Source organism: uncultured Mailhella sp., assembly GCF_944324615.1.
Classification (GTDB): domain Bacteria; phylum Desulfobacterota; class Desulfovibrionia; order Desulfovibrionales; family Desulfovibrionaceae; genus Mailhella.
This window is the reverse complement of sequence record NZ_CALUWY010000058.1, coordinates 1-16,826: the sequence shown is the minus strand read 5'-3', so window position 1 is coordinate 16,826 and position 16,826 is coordinate 1. Positions and strand designations below refer to the sequence as shown.

General features: G+C 61.0%; 14 protein-coding genes. 6 read left to right on the top strand and 8 right to left on the bottom strand.

Annotation, left to right across the window (positions count from 1 at the left end; all coding sequences use genetic code 11):
- Positions 1 to 605: 605 nt before the first annotated feature.
- Positions 606 to 1,328, top strand: coding sequence for an NAD-dependent protein deacylase (locus Q0K07_RS10595; RefSeq protein ID WP_294559061.1), 723 nt, complete (start codon positions 606 to 608; stop codon positions 1,326 to 1,328).
- A 224-nt stretch (positions 1,329 to 1,552) separates the two neighbouring features.
- Here Q0K07_RS10595 and Q0K07_RS10590 read toward each other — a convergent pair whose 3' ends face one another.
- On the bottom strand, positions 1,553 to 1,906 hold the full coding sequence (locus tag Q0K07_RS10590) for a helix-turn-helix transcriptional regulator (protein WP_294559059.1): 354 nt from the start codon (positions 1,904 to 1,906) through the stop codon (positions 1,553 to 1,555).
- A 262-nt stretch (positions 1,907 to 2,168) separates the two neighbouring features.
- Between Q0K07_RS10590 and Q0K07_RS10585 the strand changes: the two genes are divergently transcribed.
- From Q0K07_RS10585 to Q0K07_RS10575, 3 genes are all read left to right on the top strand, one after another.
- On the top strand, positions 2,169 to 3,146 hold the full coding sequence (locus Q0K07_RS10585) for a TAXI family TRAP transporter solute-binding subunit (RefSeq protein WP_294559057.1): 978 nt from the start codon (positions 2,169 to 2,171) through the stop codon (positions 3,144 to 3,146).
- 132 nt (positions 3,147 to 3,278) lie between these two features.
- Positions 3,279 to 5,375: a TRAP transporter permease gene (locus Q0K07_RS10580; protein WP_294559055.1), complete on the top strand. Its 2,097-nt coding sequence runs from the start codon at positions 3,279 to 3,281 to the stop codon at positions 5,373 to 5,375.
- Positions 5,372 to 5,863 carry a translation initiation factor IF-2 gene (locus Q0K07_RS10575; RefSeq protein WP_294559053.1) on the top strand — a complete coding sequence of 164 codons (492 nt, stop codon included), beginning with the start codon at positions 5,372 to 5,374 and terminating at the stop codon, positions 5,861 to 5,863. Before Q0K07_RS10580 ends, Q0K07_RS10575 begins: the two co-directional genes overlap by 4 nt.
- Positions 5,864 to 6,599: 736 nt before the next feature.
- On the opposite strand, the gene Q0K07_RS10570 is transcribed toward Q0K07_RS10575, so the two are convergent.
- From Q0K07_RS10570 to Q0K07_RS10540, 7 genes are all read right to left on the bottom strand, one after another.
- Positions 6,600 to 8,234 (bottom strand): hypothetical protein, encoded by a 1,635-nt coding sequence (locus tag Q0K07_RS10570; RefSeq protein ID WP_294559051.1) that lies wholly within the window; start codon positions 8,232 to 8,234, stop codon positions 6,600 to 6,602.
- On the bottom strand, positions 8,227 to 9,837 hold the full coding sequence (locus tag Q0K07_RS10565) for a hypothetical protein (RefSeq protein ID WP_294559049.1): 1,611 nt from the start codon (positions 9,835 to 9,837) through the stop codon (positions 8,227 to 8,229). Before Q0K07_RS10565 ends, Q0K07_RS10570 begins: the two co-directional genes overlap by 8 nt.
- A gap of 65 nt (positions 9,838 to 9,902) precedes the next feature.
- Positions 9,903 to 11,603 carry a hypothetical protein gene (locus tag Q0K07_RS10560; protein WP_294559047.1) on the bottom strand — a complete coding sequence of 567 codons (1,701 nt, stop codon included), beginning with the start codon at positions 11,601 to 11,603 and terminating at the stop codon, positions 9,903 to 9,905.
- Positions 11,604 to 11,964: 361 nt separating this feature from the next.
- Positions 11,965 to 12,387, bottom strand: coding sequence for a glutaredoxin family protein (locus Q0K07_RS10555; protein ID WP_294559045.1), 423 nt, complete (start codon positions 12,385 to 12,387; stop codon positions 11,965 to 11,967).
- 132 nt (positions 12,388 to 12,519) lie between these two features.
- Positions 12,520 to 13,026, bottom strand: a complete 507-nt coding sequence (locus Q0K07_RS10550; RefSeq protein WP_294559044.1) for a peptidylprolyl isomerase — start codon at positions 13,024 to 13,026, stop codon at positions 12,520 to 12,522.
- Between the two features lie 63 nt (positions 13,027 to 13,089).
- Positions 13,090 to 14,055: an asparaginase gene (locus tag Q0K07_RS10545; RefSeq protein ID WP_294559042.1), complete on the bottom strand. Its 966-nt coding sequence runs from the start codon at positions 14,053 to 14,055 to the stop codon at positions 13,090 to 13,092.
- Positions 14,052 to 14,705 carry a YigZ family protein gene (locus Q0K07_RS10540; RefSeq protein ID WP_294559041.1) on the bottom strand — a complete coding sequence of 218 codons (654 nt, stop codon included), beginning with the start codon at positions 14,703 to 14,705 and terminating at the stop codon, positions 14,052 to 14,054. Before Q0K07_RS10540 ends, Q0K07_RS10545 begins: the two co-directional genes overlap by 4 nt.
- 171 nt (positions 14,706 to 14,876) lie before the next feature.
- Between Q0K07_RS10540 and Q0K07_RS10535 the strand changes: the two genes are divergently transcribed.
- Together Q0K07_RS10535 and Q0K07_RS10530 are read left to right on the top strand one after the other, a co-directional pair.
- On the top strand, positions 14,877 to 15,368 hold the full coding sequence (locus Q0K07_RS10535; protein ID WP_294559039.1) for a rubrerythrin family protein: 492 nt from the start codon (positions 14,877 to 14,879) through the stop codon (positions 15,366 to 15,368).
- Positions 15,369 to 15,881: 513 nt separating this feature from the next.
- Positions 15,882 to 16,622, top strand: coding sequence for a sulfite exporter TauE/SafE family protein (locus Q0K07_RS10530; protein WP_294559038.1), 741 nt, complete (start codon positions 15,882 to 15,884; stop codon positions 16,620 to 16,622).
- Positions 16,623 to 16,826 lie beyond the last annotated feature (204 nt).

The window sequence follows — 16,826 nt, the reverse complement described above, 5'->3', positions numbered from 1 at the left end:
GGCAAGAAACGCACAGGGGCCTTTTTCCCGGAGGACATGCACGGGAGCCCGGCTTTGCGCCTGCCCCGCTTTCCTCAAGTACGCGGCCGTGCCTGAGCGGAGGCATCGGGAGCGTGGTAAACCTGCCGGAGGGGGTGAGGAAAGCCGTGCCTGCGGGGGCGTCACTCTCTTCAGCAGCGCAGAAGAGCCGGGCTGACCGTACGGGGGAACCCTTCGGCGGGGCGTTCCTTCTCTTTGTCTGAGACAAGCGCCGCACCCGCACAGGAAACCGGCCCGCCCTCCGCCGCACCATCCCAAAAGGGGGGGGCTGACACGGGAGCATTCGGGCGGCCGCACCCCTTGCCTTCAGCGCCTGCGAGACATTGCCGATACGCCGTGCCTGCACGGGGCGGAGCGCGCATCCCCTGCCCCATGCCCCTGTGCGCCGACTCTCTTCAGCAGCGCAGAAGAGCCGGCAGGCGCCTGAAAAAAAGCCCTGCACTCCGCCTTTTACAACAGCGCGCGGACGACGTACTATGAAGCCCGGGATCTTCCCGGTGCGCTCCGCCTCAGGGGCGCAGGTTCACAGCATGCGGAGCCGCACTCCGCTTCACAAGGGGCATATCATGACGCTTACCGAACTCCTTGAACAGGCAAAACACGCCGTCGTTCTTACCGGCGCGGGCATTTCCACCCTTTCGGGCATTCCCGACTTCCGGGGCGCGGGCGGTCTCTACACCCGGAAGGACATCGACGCCAACAAGCTTTTCGACCTCGACTACTTCATGAGGGATCAGCGCTACTATTACGAGCACTCCCGGGACTTCCTCTACAATCTCGATGAAAAGGAACCCAACATCGTACACAGGACTCTGGCCCGTCTGGAGGAAAAAGGCATCATCCATGCCGTCATCACCCAGAACATCGACCTGCTGCATCAGAAGGCCGGTTCGCACCGGGTGCTGGAACTGCACGGTTCCCCCCTGTTCCATCACTGCCTGCGCTGCGGCAAGAGCTGGACGTTCGAGGAAATCGCCCCCCGCGTCCGCGCCGGGGAAGTGCCCGTGTGCGACAAGTGCGGCGGCATCGTCAAGCCGGACATCGTCTTCTTCGGGGAAGGCCTGCCCGAATACGCCCTTACCGAGGCGGAAAAGGAAGCCCGCGCCGCCGATCTCATGCTGGTTCTCGGTACCAGCCTCACCGTGTATCCGGCGGCGGCCGTGCCGGAAATCACGCTCCGTTCGGGCGGCAAGGTGGCCATCATCAACCGCGACCCCACGCACCTCGACCGCTATGCCTGCTGGCTTGCCCGCGATCTGAAAAAGGAAATGGAAGAGCTTTCCCTGTAACTTCCGGAAAGGCCGCTTTTTCTTCTGCAGAAAAAGGCGCCTTCTTCCCCGTACGCCGCAAAAAAACGCGCAAAAGGAAAAATTTTTCTCCTCCGCGCGTTTTTTTGTATGTTTTTTCCGGCCCGTGCCGCAGCCTCATGCCCGGGCAGAAAACACGCCTTCTTTTTTGGCTGTTTGGCCATTTTGCAAAATATTGCCCTCCCCCAGGATCCGGGCGGCCGTGCTCAGGGGGCCATCATGGCGGTGAGCTGAGCCTGCCTTTCCTGAACGCGCTTGTCCAGCGCGGCCGACGTGGAGGTGAGGAACTGCCCGAGACCGGTCAGCTTCAGGCTGTAGTACACATGCAGCCCGCGCTTTTCGTCGGAAACGATGTCCGCGCTCTTCAATACCGCCAGATGCCGGGAAACCGTGGACATGTCCGCCCCCACGAGGTGCTGCAGTTCGGCCACGCACAGCGGCCCCTCAAGAAGGGCCTCGGCCATGAGCAGACGGCTGGGGTGCCCCAGCGCCTTGAATATCCTGGCCTGAGCCTCCACATAATTTCTGTTCGGCATGCGCCGCAGAGGAAGGTGATTCATGGTTCCCGCCCGAAGTTCGTTTATTTGCATAATTTGCAAAATAAGCAAGAAAACTCCTCTCTGTCAACTCCGTATCTCTCCGCATCTTCACCATGCAGAAGCCTTCATATTCACATTTTCGTCAATTCCATCCCTATTGCGCTCCACAGAAAACCGTGACATGATCCGGCCCGCAGGGAAAAAAAAGGAAGAGTACGCCGCAGGGCGTTTTTTCTTCCCCTTTTTTTGACAAAGCTGAAACTTTTTGCAGGAGGCTCTTTCCATGTTCAAGGGATTCTTCGCCGCCGCCCTCGGCGCGGCTGTGCTCCTTACCGGCGCCCTTTCCACCGAAGCCATGGCCGCCAAGTTCGTCACCATCGGCACCGGCGGCATCACCGGCGTGTACTACCCCACCGGCGGCGCCATTGCCAAGATCATCAACGCCAAGAAGGATGTGTACGACATCCGCGCCAGCGTGGAATCCACCGGAGCCTCCAAGTTCAATATCAACGCCATCAACAACGGCGATCTGGAATTCGGCATTGCGCAGGCCGACACGCAGTATCAGGCCTACAAGGGCCTCGGCGACTGGGAAGGCAAGCCCGTCACCAAGCTGCGCTTCGTGTTCGCTCTGGCTCCCGAAGCCGTCACCTTCGTGGCTGCCGAAGATTCAGGCATCAAGAGCGTGAAGGACGTGAAGGGCAAAGTCATCAACCTCGGCGACCCCGGTTCCGGCAACCGCATCAACGCCCTTCAGGTGTTCAAGGAAGTGGGCCTCGAACCCGGCAAGGACTTCCGCGGTGAAGGCCTGAAGCCCGCCGACGCTCCCCACACCCTGCAGGACGGCCGCATCGACGGCTTCTTCTACACGCTGGGCCATCCCAACGGGAACATCAAGGAAGCCACGGCCGGCAAGCGCAAGTGCCGCATCGTGCCCATCACCGGCATGGAAAAGCTCCTTGAGGAATGCCCCTACTACTCCAAGACCACCATCGACATGAGCCAGTACCCCGACGCGAGCAACGCCGCCGACGGGAAGGTGGAAACCATCGGCATGCTGGCCACCTTCGTAACCTCCGCCGACACGCCCGACGACATCGTGTACGCCATCACCAAGGAAGTGGTGGAGAACCTCGACGAATTCAAGAAGCTTCATCCCGCTCTGGAATCCATTACCAAGGAAAGCCTGCTGGAAGGCCGCACCGCTCCCTTCCATCCCGGCGCGGAAAAGTACTTCCGTGAAGCCGGCCTGATCAAGTAAGGGCGGCACCGATGCTTGCGGGGGCGGGCTGCGGCCTGCCCCCGCTTTTCTGTTTTCTTTCCGTCCCCGCGCAAAGGGCGCGGAGCGGCAACGCCCTCCTTCCACCGACATACTTCACCTGTGGAAACAGTCATGCCTCAGAAACACATCCCAACCACCCCCGCCGGGGACAAGTACAAGGAAGACGTGGCCCATGCCGAACACGGCATGCGCGGCGACACCATGGGCATCACGGCGAAAATCACCTTCGTCATCGCCCTGTGCTGGTCGCTCTTCCAGATGGCCAGCGCCAGCATTCTGCTCATTGATTCCATCTATGTGAAGGCCATTCATCTGGCCTTCGCCATCACCCTCGTCTATTTCAACATTCCCATGATCAAGCCCTCGGCCTCCTCGCGGTGGGATCTGCGTATCCTGCTGGCCATGAACAGGGTTACCGTCATGGACTACATTCTGGGCATCATGGCCGCCGTGGCCGCGCTCTACATCTTCCTCGACTACTCGGGCCTTTCTTCCCGCCCCGGCTCCCCCATCGCCCGCGACATCCTCATGGGCATACTGCTGGTGGTGCTGCTGCTGGAAGCCACGCGCCGCGTGCTCGGCCCGGCGCTGCCCATCATCAGCACCGTGTTCATCATCTATGTGTTCACGGGCCCGTATCTGCCCGACTTTCTGGCCTTCAAGGGCGCCTCGCTCTCGCGCTTCATTTCGCAGATCACCATGGACACCCAGGGGGTGTACGGCATTCCGCTCCAGGTTTCGGCCACCGTGGTGTTCCTCTTCGTGCTCTTCGGCACCATGCTCGACCGCGCAGGCGGCGGTACCTTCTTCACCCAGCTCGCCATCAGCGGCCTCGGCCGCTACCGGGGCGGCGCGGCCAAGGCCGCGGTGTTCAGCTCCGCCCTTTCCGGCATGGTTTCCGGCTCCAGCATCGCCAACGTGGTGACCACGGGCACCTTCACCATTCCGCTCATGAAAAAGGTGGGCTACCCCGCCGTGAAGGCGGCCGCCATCGAAGTGGCCTCCTCGGTGAACGGTCAGCTTGCGCCGCCCGTCATGGGTGCGGCGGCCTTCATCATTGCCGAATACGTCAACGTGCCCTACATCGAAGTGGCCAAGGCCGCGGCCATTCCGGCCTTTGCCTCCTATGCCGCGCTTCTGTGGATCACCCATGTGGAAGCCTGCAAGCTCGGCCTGAAGGGACTTTCCAAGGACGAGCTTCCCCGTGCGCGCGACGTGCTGCGCGGCGGGCTGCACTTCCTCTTCCCCCTGGCCATGCTGCTTTATGAGCTCATCGCGCTCCAGCATTCCGCCGAACTTTCCGTGTTCCGCGCCATCATCGTTCTTGCCGTCATCATGATCTTCCAGCCCGTGTGCGTGGCCGTGGTGCGCAAGACTTCCAAGTGGCAGGCCCTGAAGGAAGGCCTCGCTCTCACCATCTCCTCCATGGCCGCAGGCGCCAACAACATGGCGGGCGTGGCCCTGGCCACGGCTTCGGCCGGCATCATCGTGGGCTGCGTGTCCCTGGGCCTCGGCCAGCAGATCACCTCCTTCGTGGAAGTGCTCTCCATGGGCAACATCTTCCTGCTGCTCATCATCACGGCGGCGGCAAGCCTTCTGCTCGGCATGGGCCTGCCCACCACGGCAAACTACATCATCATGGCCTCGCTCACCGCGCCGGTGCTCGTGGAACTCGCCTCCGGCTTCACCATCCATGGTGTGGAACTCGCCGTGCCGCTCATGGCCGCGCACCTGTACTGCTTCTACTTCGGCATTCTGGCCGACGATACGCCCCCCGTGGGCCTCGCCGCCTATGCAGGCGCCGCCATCGCCAACACCTCGCCCATTGCCGTGGGCATACAGGGCTTCTTCTACGACATACGCACCGCCCTGCTGCCCCTGGTCTTCATCTTCAACCACGACATCATTCTCTGGAACATCCACAGTCTGCCCGAAGCCGTCATGATCTTCTGCATGACATCCCTCGGCATGATCTGCTTCTCTTCCCTGATCCAGGGCTGGTACGTCACGAAGACCAACATCATCGACCGGCTGCTGCTCTTTGCCGCCACCGTCGCACTCATGTACCCCGAACTCATCACCGGCTTCTTCCTGCCGCATGAACAGCGTTATCTGGGTTATGTTCTCGGCGTGGCGCTCATGGTTCTCATCTGGCTCCGCCAGAAGGCGGGCGTGAAACTCACCGCTCCCCGGGAGGCCGCGGCATGAAAAGAAGAAAAGGTATTCTCGCCAAGCGCTCCCTGCGCCCGGTGGTGGAAAAGAAGGCCCCGGAAAACAACGTGCAGCAGGAATTGCAGTGCGCCCACTGCAAAACCGTGTTCCCCGACTTTCTCGGGCGCTGCCCGGAATGCGGAAGCGACGAATGGACGGCCCTTGTGGAAGTGAACCCCTATGCCCGCGTGCCCATGGAAAGCCTCATCAAGGGTTGCGCCCACATGCTCTGGATGCTGGGCATACTCGGCTTCTTCATCCTCGTCTGGCAGATGGACAGCCCGGACGACGCCGTCAACCGCCTGTACCTCTATGCGGCCATTGCCACGCTTCTGGTGTGCATCCTCATTTCCACCGCCTTCTTCAGCCTGAGCGAACTCATGCGCCGTATCCTGCGCATACAGCGCCGCCTCAAGGTGTTCCACGAACACTACAATGAAACCCATCCCGTGAAGCACGTCTGGAAATCGCATCAGGTGAAATAGCTCCGGCCCCTCGCCGCGCTGAAAACAAAAGCTCCCGTCTCCCGAAAAGGAGGCGGGAGCTTTTCTGTTCCCAAGGGGCCAAGCTCCGAAAGGATACGCTGCAGAGGCTCCTGCCCTGCGCCGGGGGCGTTTCCGGGGCAGCCTCATCCTTATGATGCCTGACCCTCAGGCGGAACTTCCCTCTTTCGGCAACCATGCCCCGGCAGAGCGGCTCCCGCCGGACCTTCTCCCTGTCTCCGCACACCTTTCCGCCCCTGAAAAAACTTCCCCACCGTCCCTCTGAAGGCACTTTTCTGTTCCCAAGGGGCATAAACTCCGAAAGAATACGCTGCAGAGGCCTCTGCCCTGCGCCGGGGGCGCTTCCGGGGCAGCCTCATCCTTATGATGCCTGACCCTCAGGCGGAACTTCCCTCTTTCGGCAACCATGCCCCGGCAGAGCGGCTCCCGGCAGGCCTTCGGCAGCACGGGCCGCAGGATGGCGGACCTTCTCCCGGCCTCCGCACACCTTTCCGCCCCTGAAAAACCTTCCCCGCCGTCCCTTTGGAGGCGCTTTTCTGTCCCCAGGGGGCACAAGCTCCGAAAGGATACGCTGCAGAGGCCCCTGCCCTGCGCCGGGGGCGTTTTCTCTGCGGGCATCATCCTCGTGATGCCTGCCCCGCAGGCTTTTTTCCGGATGCGGGGACAAAAAAAAGGGCGGCGGAAAAACCGTCGCCCTTTTTTCTTCATGCAAAGGGGCCTATCGGCCGGACCAGTAGGCCTTCAGGGGCTTTGTGCCGGGCCTGGAGGCAAGGCGCAGCTCCGAGGCGCCGGGGTTCGCAAGAATTGTCTCGACAGCATCCATCACGCTCGTGGGCTTTGCGGGAACAAAGCTTACCTGCACTTCGCCGGGGGTCTGCAGCTGTTCTCCCGCCAGGGCGGCCGCCTCAATGGCCAGTCTGTCCTGCGTCGAGGCGGCAAGGCCTCCGACCATCTGAATGCCGAGCACCGCGCATTCTTCGGGCTTCATGCCGTACTTATGGGCGAAAAGTTCCACCACCAGGGCCAGCATGCCGGAATCCTTGTAGGTGACGTTGAGCTTTTCCACCTGAAGCTTCCGGAGGAACGCACTGCGGGCGGCATCGTCCCCGCTCAGCGAAAACGTGCTGAGTGCCGCAATGTCACCCTTCAGAGCAAAATCGCCCTTCACATGGAAAAGCGGGTCCGTCTCGTAATTCCAGGTACCGGAAACGGCGTGATCACTCGTCCGCAGATCGGCATGGGCGCTCAGATCAAAACCGTCCGGCGCATAGCGGGAAATAAGCGCCACAACATCATTCTTCAGGTCCGGAAGCTTGAAGTGGAAGCGGGAAAGATCGGTCACGGCCCGGACCACGCCCCCTTCCTCCATGGACTGGCGCTGGGTGAGTGCATCCAGACGTATGGGGAAGTCCCCTCCGGCCGTCCTGGCCGTAAGTTCCGCGCCCTTGAGCTCAAAGGCGGCATAGGGCAGGTTCTTTCTGTAATACTCCACCAGGCGGTCCGACATGGCCATAAGCCGCGTCTCGTATGCCGTGAGAGGCTGTCCGGTCCGGGTGCCTTTCTGGGAAGAGGTATCCTCCGCCAGGGCGTCGCGCACGATTCCGACCATTTCCGCCATGATATGCGGTTCGGGAAGCAGAAGGTCCCTGACCTCCACACGCCGGAAGAGCGCGGAACATTCCGGCACGGAAAGGCGCAGACCGGCAAGGTACAGGCTCACGGGCGGCACCTTCTCTTCCCCGCGCGGCGCGGCGATGCCCTGGGAAAGGGCCACCTTCTCAAGCGACAGCGTGGAAGGAGTGGTTCTGCCCGGTTCGTACACATCCACCTGCAGGTTGCTGATCTCCATGCCGTCCAGGCGGCAGCGGTACAGTTCTTCATAGAAGAACGGAGAATGAGGCCGGCGGCGATGTTCTTCCAGAAGTTCGCGCATGCGCTGATACCAGCCCGTCACCCGGACTTCGGCAACCTTCTGCTCTATACGCGCATCGCCCGCCTGCATGCTGTCGCGCATGCCCGTAAACACAAGGCTTTCCAGCACGAGCGGAAGTTCTTCCGTATCGGAGAATTTCCACCAGGGAATAAGCATCTTACGGTTCAGGCCCTTCAGCTCCACCCGATCTATGGAGCCTCTGCTCACACTGCCGTCTTCCTCCGGCCGCGCATAGGTCAGATTCCCCACCACAAGGGTATTGGAAGGAAAACTGTAGTGTATTTCCCCTGCCTGCACCTTTGCCTCGGCAAGCGACGCGGCAACGTTCGACTCAATATTCTTCTCCAGAACATGCATGCCCGCGTAACCGGCAAGCAGCACCAGAAGAAGCACGCCTCCGGCAACATATTTCTTATTCATTCCCATCCTCCTGTTTCTTCCTGGGCAGGTATTCCTTCAAAGGCTTTGTTCCGGGAGTGGAAGTGAAGGAGAAAGGCAGGCGCTCGGGAGCCGCGAAGAGCATGGTCACAAGTTCCATCATGCTCACGGGCTTTTCGGACGTGAAGGTGGCCGACCATGCTCCGGGAGCGGTGAACTGTTCCTTCAAAAGCCTGCCTGCTTCCTGAAATACCCTGACCGGCGTCTGTTCCAGCTCCATCCCCGTCTGAACCACCATGTCCGCATAGGGTTCGGGCAGCTCGAAATCCGTCCAGGCAGCAAGTTCCAGCAACATGGGCATCAGGCCGGAATCCTTGTAGCGCAGGGAAAGCTTCCCGAGAGACAGCTTCTGCAGCAGCTGCATGGAGTCGTCGCCGGAAGCGTCAAAGAGCATGCCCCTCAGCCTGTCGATGTCGCCGGAAACGGTGACGTCGCCTTCCAGCACGCCCAGGCCCTCCACTTCATAACGGCCCGTGGAGGACAGGGTGTCCCCGTGCGTGGTGCTGTCCGACTTTATATTCATCACAAGGCCCTCCGGCGCATAGCGGGCAATGATGGTAAAATACTTGTCGCCCTTCCGGGGAAGATAAAGATGCAGGCCGGAGCAGTTCACCTTTTCCCTGACCGCGCCTTCCGCATTCATGGAGGGCTCAAAGGTCAGGGCGTCGAAGCTCAGGCCTATGGGCTCGGGCATGCCCACGGCAGAGACCTGCATGCCCCGCATGTCCAGAGAGGCATAGGGCAGGCGCTCTTCGTACAGCTTCTGCGCCAGTCTGACATACGCCGTAACCAGCTCGTTTCTGGACATGGTCGAACCGGACATGCCGAAGAGCGCCGCGAACGCCGCCATGCCCGCAGGTCTGGGAAGAAGCAGGTCCTGCACTTCCACGCGCTGCATCCCTCCGCCAACGCCCTGCCCGGCAAAGCGTATGTCGGAAGCGTACAGACTCACGGGCGGCACCTTCTCTTCTCCGCGCGGCGCGGCGATCCCCTCGGAAAGGGCGATCTTCTTCACGCCGACAGTCACGGGAGCATCCATGTACGATTCAAAAATGCTGAACGCCGCATCGCTGATTTCCAGCCCGTCCAGGCGGCAGCGGTACAGTTCCTCATAGAAGGCGGCGGAATGAGGCTCGCTGCGGTACTGCGCAAGAAGCTCGCTCAGGCGCTGATGCCAGCCTGTCATCCGTATGCCGGCGGTCTTCCCTTCCACGAGTACGTTCCCCGTGCGGATACTCCCGGTAAGGCCCGTGACCATGATGCTTTCCGCCACAAGGGGGAGCGCATCCGCATCATAGGCCTCGCCCGTACCCTGAAAGAACAGCTTCCGGTTCAGGCCCTTCACCTCCACGCTGTCCATGGAGCCTTTGTGGATCATGCCTTTCTCATCCCGTTCATACGTCACGCCCTTCAGCACGAACGTACCGGAAAAAAGATCGCAGCGTACTTCCGACGCCTGCGCGGACATGTCGGAAAGCGCCTGACTGACGGCCTTTTCCGCACGGTCTTCAAGAAAATGCACGCCTCCCCAGCCTGCAAGCACGACCAGAACAAGCCCCCCTCCGGCCATCCAGACTTTCTTCATTCTCTCCTGTCGTCTCTGTGTTTCCGGCCCCTCTGCCTGTTCCGGCAGGGGGCCGGGCATATTTTCTACTGTGCCGCAGGCGCGGCGGGCTTCACCTGTTCCGCGTTCTTTTCCGGCGCGGCAGGAGCCGCGGATTTCTTTTCCAGATACTGCGCAAGCGGCCTGCTGCCGGGCGTGGAACCGAGGCTCAGCGGCAGTTCCGCAGGATTCACAAGGGCTGCGGAGAAAAACTCCATGAGGCTCACGGGCGTTTCCGACGTGAGGGTGATGGTCATTTCACCGGGCGCGGTGAACTGTTCCCTCAGCAGCTTGCCCGCTTCCCTGACCAGCTTGTCGGGGAACTGTTCCAGTCCGCTCCCCATCTGAACGGCCATGGCCGCGTATTCTTCGGGCGTCCCTCCGTTCTCCCGGGCGAAAATTTCCAGCGCCATGGGCAGCAGGCCGGAATCTTTGTAGGTGGCGGAAAGCTTCTTCAGCTGCACCTTCTGCATCGCCCCGAAGTAATCCTCCTCCGACGAAAGAACGGACATGCCGGTCAGCGCGGCAATATCACCGCTATAGGCGCATTCGCCCTCCAGCACGCCCAGGCCTTCCACCTCGTAGCGGCCGGTACCGGAAACTTCATCCTTTCCGGTGCGGATATCGCCCTTCACGTTCAGGACAAGCCCTTCCGGCGCATAGCGGGCCATGAGCACGAGCAGCGGCTCTCCATCCCTGGGCAGGTTGAGCTGCAGCCGGGAAAGATCCACCACGTCCCTCACCACGCCCCGGCCTTCCATGCTCTGCCTGTGAGAAAAGCCGTTGAGGGCGGCGGACACGGGAACGGGCGAAGACTTGAAGGAAATCTTCCCGCCCTGCAGACCCAGAAGCGTATAGAAAAGATGCGAACCGTAATACTCCTGCAGGCGCTCCACCACGTCGGCCAGCGCGTCTTCCGGCGACGTTTCCGGGGCGGAGGGATCCGTCTCCCCGGCCGCCTTTTCCGACGACGTCTCCAGCATGGCGGCCACGTTGACGAGGCTCGCCATATCCTTCGGTTCGGGCAGGAGCAGATCCTGCACCTCCACGCGCTGCAGAGAACCGGAAGAAGCCTCGTTGTCAAAGGTCAGGCCGGAGGCATACAGGCTTATGGGAGAAACCTTGTCTGTACCGCGCGGGGCGGCCACACCCCTGGAAAGGGCTATCTTCTCCACGCCGAAGGACATGGGCGCGGGCATGTCCGGCGAAGAGGTCACGCTGTGCACGTTGTTGATTTCCAGCCCGTCCAGGCGGCAGCGGTACATTTCCTCATAGAAGGAAGGTTCGCCCTTGTGCCTGCTGCGCAGATCGAGCAGCAGCCCTATGCGCTGATACCAGCCGTTCACCCGCACGTCGGCAATCTTCTGCTCAATGCGCGTATTGCCGAAGTGGATGTTGTCGGCAATGCCCGTGGCCACAATGGATTCCGCCACGATGGGCAGGGTGTCTGCGTCGTAGTCGGGCATCTTGGGCTTGACGAACATGCACTTTCTGTTGAAGCCCGTGACTTCCACGCTTTCGATGGTGCCCTTGTGCATGATCTCGTCGTCGGGAAGTTCGTATTCCACCCCCTTCAGGCTGAGCGTGTTGCTCAGAAAGGAATAGCGTATTTCCCCGGCCTGCGCGGGCACGGCGGAAAGCGCCGCATACACGGCGTCTTCGGTATAGCTTTCCAGAATGCGCAGTCCCATGTAGCCGGAAAGCCCGGCCCAGAAAATGAGACCGCCCGCAATGTATTTCTTGTTCATCCCAGCTCCTTGCAATGATGATGTTCCCCTCTCCGCGTGCCCGGTCCCGGCGGGCTTCCGGGAAAGACCCGACCCGCACGGCACGCCGAGGGGCCGCCTGCACGGCATCCTCACCGGATGCGGCAGCGCAGGCAGACACGCCTTCCGGCAGGGCCCCTCCCGCAGGCAGGGTCCTCCCGGACAGGAAAAAAGAAAAAGACCCCGCCCCTTCGAGGGCGCCCTGTCCGGTGCGGACGAAGGAAAACGGGGTATGGTATCGGAAAACCTGATGCGCTCTGACGCTCCGGCTGCAGCCGGAGAGCCTTCCGCGCAGAGTCCCGGCTCCCGGCGCGCCGCAGCGGCCGTTCTGCCGGGGCAGGCGTCAGTTCAGGCCGAGCAGTTCCTTTACGGCCTCTTCGCGGAAGCCCACCACACTGCGGCCGTCGGGCACCACCAGCGTGGGGAAGGAACCCCGGGGATTGTGGGAACGGAGGGTGGCCATGATTTCCTTCCGGGCCGGGTTCTCGAACTCGTCCACATACACCAGGCGGTGCTCTATGCCGTGCTCCACAAGAAAATCCTTCAGGCGCACACAGTGCCGGCAGGTATGCAGGGTGTACATGACGGGCACGCCGCAGGCGCAGGGATCCACCCCGCAGCTGTACAGTTCCTCCATCCCCCGGGGAATCCCGGATTCGGGGATGGGTTCCACCTTTTTCTGCGACCTCTGTTCCGGCTCCTTCTTCTTACGGAAGAACAAGATAAGCAGAAACGCGACGACAACGACAGCCCCAACCAGAGGCAAGGCACCTGATCCTGTTTCCACAAATCGCTCCTGCACACCGGCCCGCCGCGCAGGCGGACCGTCTGCCCGTACCTTCAGTGGTACGGAAAAAACAAAAGAGCCGGAAAAACCGGCTCCTCCGCCCCCGGGCGGCTATTCAAAACGACTGACGCGGGTGATGACGACCATGTCCAGAGGCACGGCCTCATGTTCGCCCTGCGGCTTCACCTTGAGTTTCGCTATCTTGTCCACCACGTCCATGCCGTCTTCCACACGGCCGAACACGCAGTAGCCGTAGCCTTCGGGCGTGTCGTCCTTATGGTCGAGTTCCTCATTGTCCACAAGGTTGATGAAGAACTGGGCCGCGGCGGAATGAGGTTCGGACGTGCGCGCCATGGCAAGGGTGCCGCGCTTGTTGGAAAGGCCGTTGCCCGCCTCGTTCTGCACAGGTTCATGGGTGGGCTTTTCATCCATGCGCACGCCGAGTCCGCCGCCCTGGATCATGAAGTCCTTGATGACGCGGTGGAAAATGGTGTTGTCATAGAAGCCTTCGTCCACATAGCGCAGGAAGTTGGCCACCGTGGCAGGGGCCTTGTCTTCAAAAAGTTCCAGCAGAATGTCGCCGGAGGAAGTTTCCATAAGGATAAGAGGATTGCTCATCGCTGACTCCGCAAAGATAATTTTTTTCTTTGTGACGCAAAAAAGAGGAAAAGGCAAGGCGGGCTAGACGGGCCTTTCCATAAAAGCGCGCACCTCTTCGACGCTGCGGCAGTGATGCAGAGCCTGCATGAGGCGTACCGTCAATGTTTCCACCGTCTTGTCGCCGCCGGAAACAGCACCCAGCCGCGCGGCAAGCACGCCTATGGGGTAGCGCGACAGATCCACGCCGTCGAACACGCACTGCGACGCGCACACGATGACCACGCCCTTTTCCACGGCCCTCCGTATGGCGGGCAGAAAGCTCCCCCTGCTGTCGTTGGGCACGCCCCCCGCGCCGAAACCTTCAATGATGACGCCGCGATACCCCGCGTCCACCAGCATGTCCAGAAGCTCTGGTCTGGTGCCGGGAATGAGCTTGAGCACGCATACCCTGCGCTCCAGCCCGGTGACGAGACGAAAAGCCTCCCCGTCCGGACTGCGCCGCTCCTTCCACTGCACGCCCGAAGGGGTGATCCGCGCAAGGGGCGCGTTCACGCTGGCATAGGCGGCAAAGCGTTCGGTGTGCATCTTCTTGGCCCTCGCTCCGTCGATGACATCGCCGTGGAACACCACATACACCCCGGGCACGCCCTCGCAGGCCGTGAAGAAGGCGTCGCGCAGATTGCGCGGCCCGTCGGAACCTTCCATGGTAAGGGGGAGCTGGGAACCGGTGATGATCACGGGCTTTGCCGGATGATGCAGCATCTGATGCAGGGCCGCCGCCGTATAGGCCAGCGTGTCCGTGCCGTGACTTATGACGAAGCCGTCGAAATGGTCATGTTCCCCGGCCACGGCCCGGGCCATGGTTTCCCAGTCTTCGGGCTGAAGATTGCTGCTGTCGAGATTCATGAGTTCGCGCACGCTCACGCGGCAGGGCAGATCCCCCAGGTGACGCAGCATGGCCTCGCCCGAAAGCGTGGGAACAAGCCCGTCCGCCGAAGGCTCACTGGCAATGGTGCCGCCCGTGGCCAGCATCAGAATATGTTTCATGCCTCCTCCCCTGCAACAAGGGCGCTCATGCCGTCCGTGGCCTCCCGCAGAGCAACGCGGCACGGTTCCAGACATTCCTCGGGAAGTTCCAGCGTGAACACGGCGGCCTCGCCGAACGATTCCTCCGTCACTCTGGCCTGAAAGCGGGGAAGCAGGCGGTAGAACCTGTCCACATGGGCATAGCTCACGCGCGCCCGCGCCTGCAGAAATACCTTCTTTTCCGTGACGGGCAGAAGGGCGAGCGCCTCCTTCACCCCGTTCTGATACGCGCGCGTCAGCCCGCCCGTGCCCAGTTTGATGCCCCCGAAATACCGCGTGGTCACGGCCGCCACCTCCCCCACGCCGCCGTACAGAAGCTGGGTGAGCATGGGCCTGCCCGCCGTGCCGTGCGGTTCCCCGTCGTCGCTCTGCCCCACCTTCGCCGTTTCGCCGGGGCGCCCCACGGCATAGGCATAGCAGTGATGGCGCGCGTCGGGAAACTCCCTGCGCACGCATTCCACAAGGGAAAGCGCCCTTTCCCGACTGTCCGCCCGGGCCAGCGTGGTGATGAAGCGACTGCGCTTTATCTCCTCCTCAAAACGTACCCAGCACGGCTCGCAGGAGGCGCCGCCGAAGAGGGGAAGATCGGGGACCTTGTAGCCGGAAGACATAAAAATCCTTTTATAACAAATGGTTAAAATTGAAAATGAAAAATATTTCCAAAAAGCGGAAAAAACACTTTACAAATCAGGAAGCCTGCTCTAAATAAGAATAATTCCTGTTACGGAACACGAAACGAACACACAGACAAACATCAACGTCTTTTCGCACAAGGAGCATTTATGAGCAAGACCTATGACAACCTGATGGAAGCTTTCGCCGGTGAATCCCAGGCCAACCGCAAGTACCTCGCCTTTGCCGCTCAGGCGGAAAAGGAAGGCTGCAAGCAGGCCGCCAAGATGTTCCGCGCCGCTGCCGAAGCCGAAACCATCCACGCCCTGGCCCATTTCCGCAACGCCAAGGAAGTGAAGAGCACCGCTGAAAACATTCAGGCCGCCATTGCCGGCGAAACCCATGAATGTGTCAATATGTATCCCGGCATGATCCTCGACGCGAAGAACGAAGAGGAAATGGCCGTGGCCCGCTACCTTGACATGGTGTGCAAGGTGGAAGGCGTGCATGCCGAACTCTACAAGGACGTGGCCCTTGATCCCACCACCGACGCGGAAGATTACTACATCTGCCCCGTGTGCGGCTTCATCAGCAAGGGCAAGTTCGACGGCAAGTGCCCCGTGTGCGGCGCTTCCGGCGAAAAGTTCTACACCGTGAAGTAAGCTCTGCCGCCCCCTCCGGGGTGTTCCCGGCCGTCGGATATTCCGGCGGCCTTTTTTCATTAACTATACCGGTTTCTCCGGCGGAAAAAACGGGCGATATCCCTGCCCTGAGGCCCCGGCGCACCCCTTTCGTGCGGAAAAACACCCTCTTCAGAACAGGGCGGCCACAAGGCGCGGGCGGCAGGAACAAGAAGCAGCGCGGGGTGCGGAAACAGACGGCAGCGAAAGAAAACCGCCTTTTTCCCCGCTTGCGGCGGAAAAAAACACGATGCTGCGGCATTCCGGGCGGAAAAACTCCCCTTTTCCGCCGTTTCACGGACAAGATACAAAGCCGGACCATGCGCGGGCGCGCCCGTACGGACAGGATGAAGCGCCCTTCCGGCGAAAAAAGGAAAAAAAGAGCCTTCCGGCAGATCCCTCTCCGCTCCCCCGCCCTTTTTCCCCCTTTTTTTCCATTTACAAAAGCTCCCTAAAGGCATAGACGCATACTTTACACCAAATTCTGAGGGCAGCATGAACAACGACTTACTCATCATCGCCGGAGCATGGTTCATAGGCGCTTTCATCAACGGCCTCACGGGCATGGGAGGGGCGCTCATCAGCATGCCTCTCATTTCCCTGTTCGTCTCCTCCAAGGATGTCATCCTCATAAGCCTTATTACGGGAACCATGGTCGGCACCCTGACCATGGTCTTCTACTGGCGCTACATCGACATCAAGGAAGTGCTGGGCTTCTGGCTCCCCGCCATTCCGGGCATTGCCGTGGGCGTATGGACACTGAAGGTCGTGGATATCTCCACCCTGGAACTTCTGCTGTGCGTGCTCATCGTGGTGCATATCGTGGTGCAGCTCATTCAGGACTGGCTGGGCACCTGCATGGCTCCCCGCGCGGTCATGAAATACGTCTGCGGCTTCGTGGCCGGCTTCTTCGGCGGCGCCATCGGCATCAACGGCCCCATCATGGCCATTTACGCCTCGCTCATGTGCATGGAAAAGAACAAGGCGCGCGGCTTCTTCGCCAGCGCCACGGCCACTTCCTATATCAACATCGCCATTGTGGCCGCAAGCGGACTGCTCACCGAACAGGTGCTCTCCTCCTGCACCTGGGTGGCGCCCTCGGCCGTCATCGGCTTTCTGTGCGCCTGCCCTCTGGCCAAGCGCATCAAGCAGGAAACCTTCCACATCGCGCTGCTCATCCTTCTGGGTTTTGCCGCGCTTTCCCTGTTCGTGCGCGTGATTCCCAACCTCATCTGATCATACGCCGGGGGAGAAACGCCTCCCCGTTTCCGGCCCATGCCGCAATGTGACATGACAAAGGCCGTCCGCTTCCTTTGTGCGGTCGGCCTTTCTGCGTATTCTGCCCGCGCAAAGGGGCGCGCTCCCCCTCGTGCAGCCTTCCGGGTTCTTCCGGGCTTTCCCGAACGCCAAAATCCCTGTTCATGCTCGTGATTCCAGCCT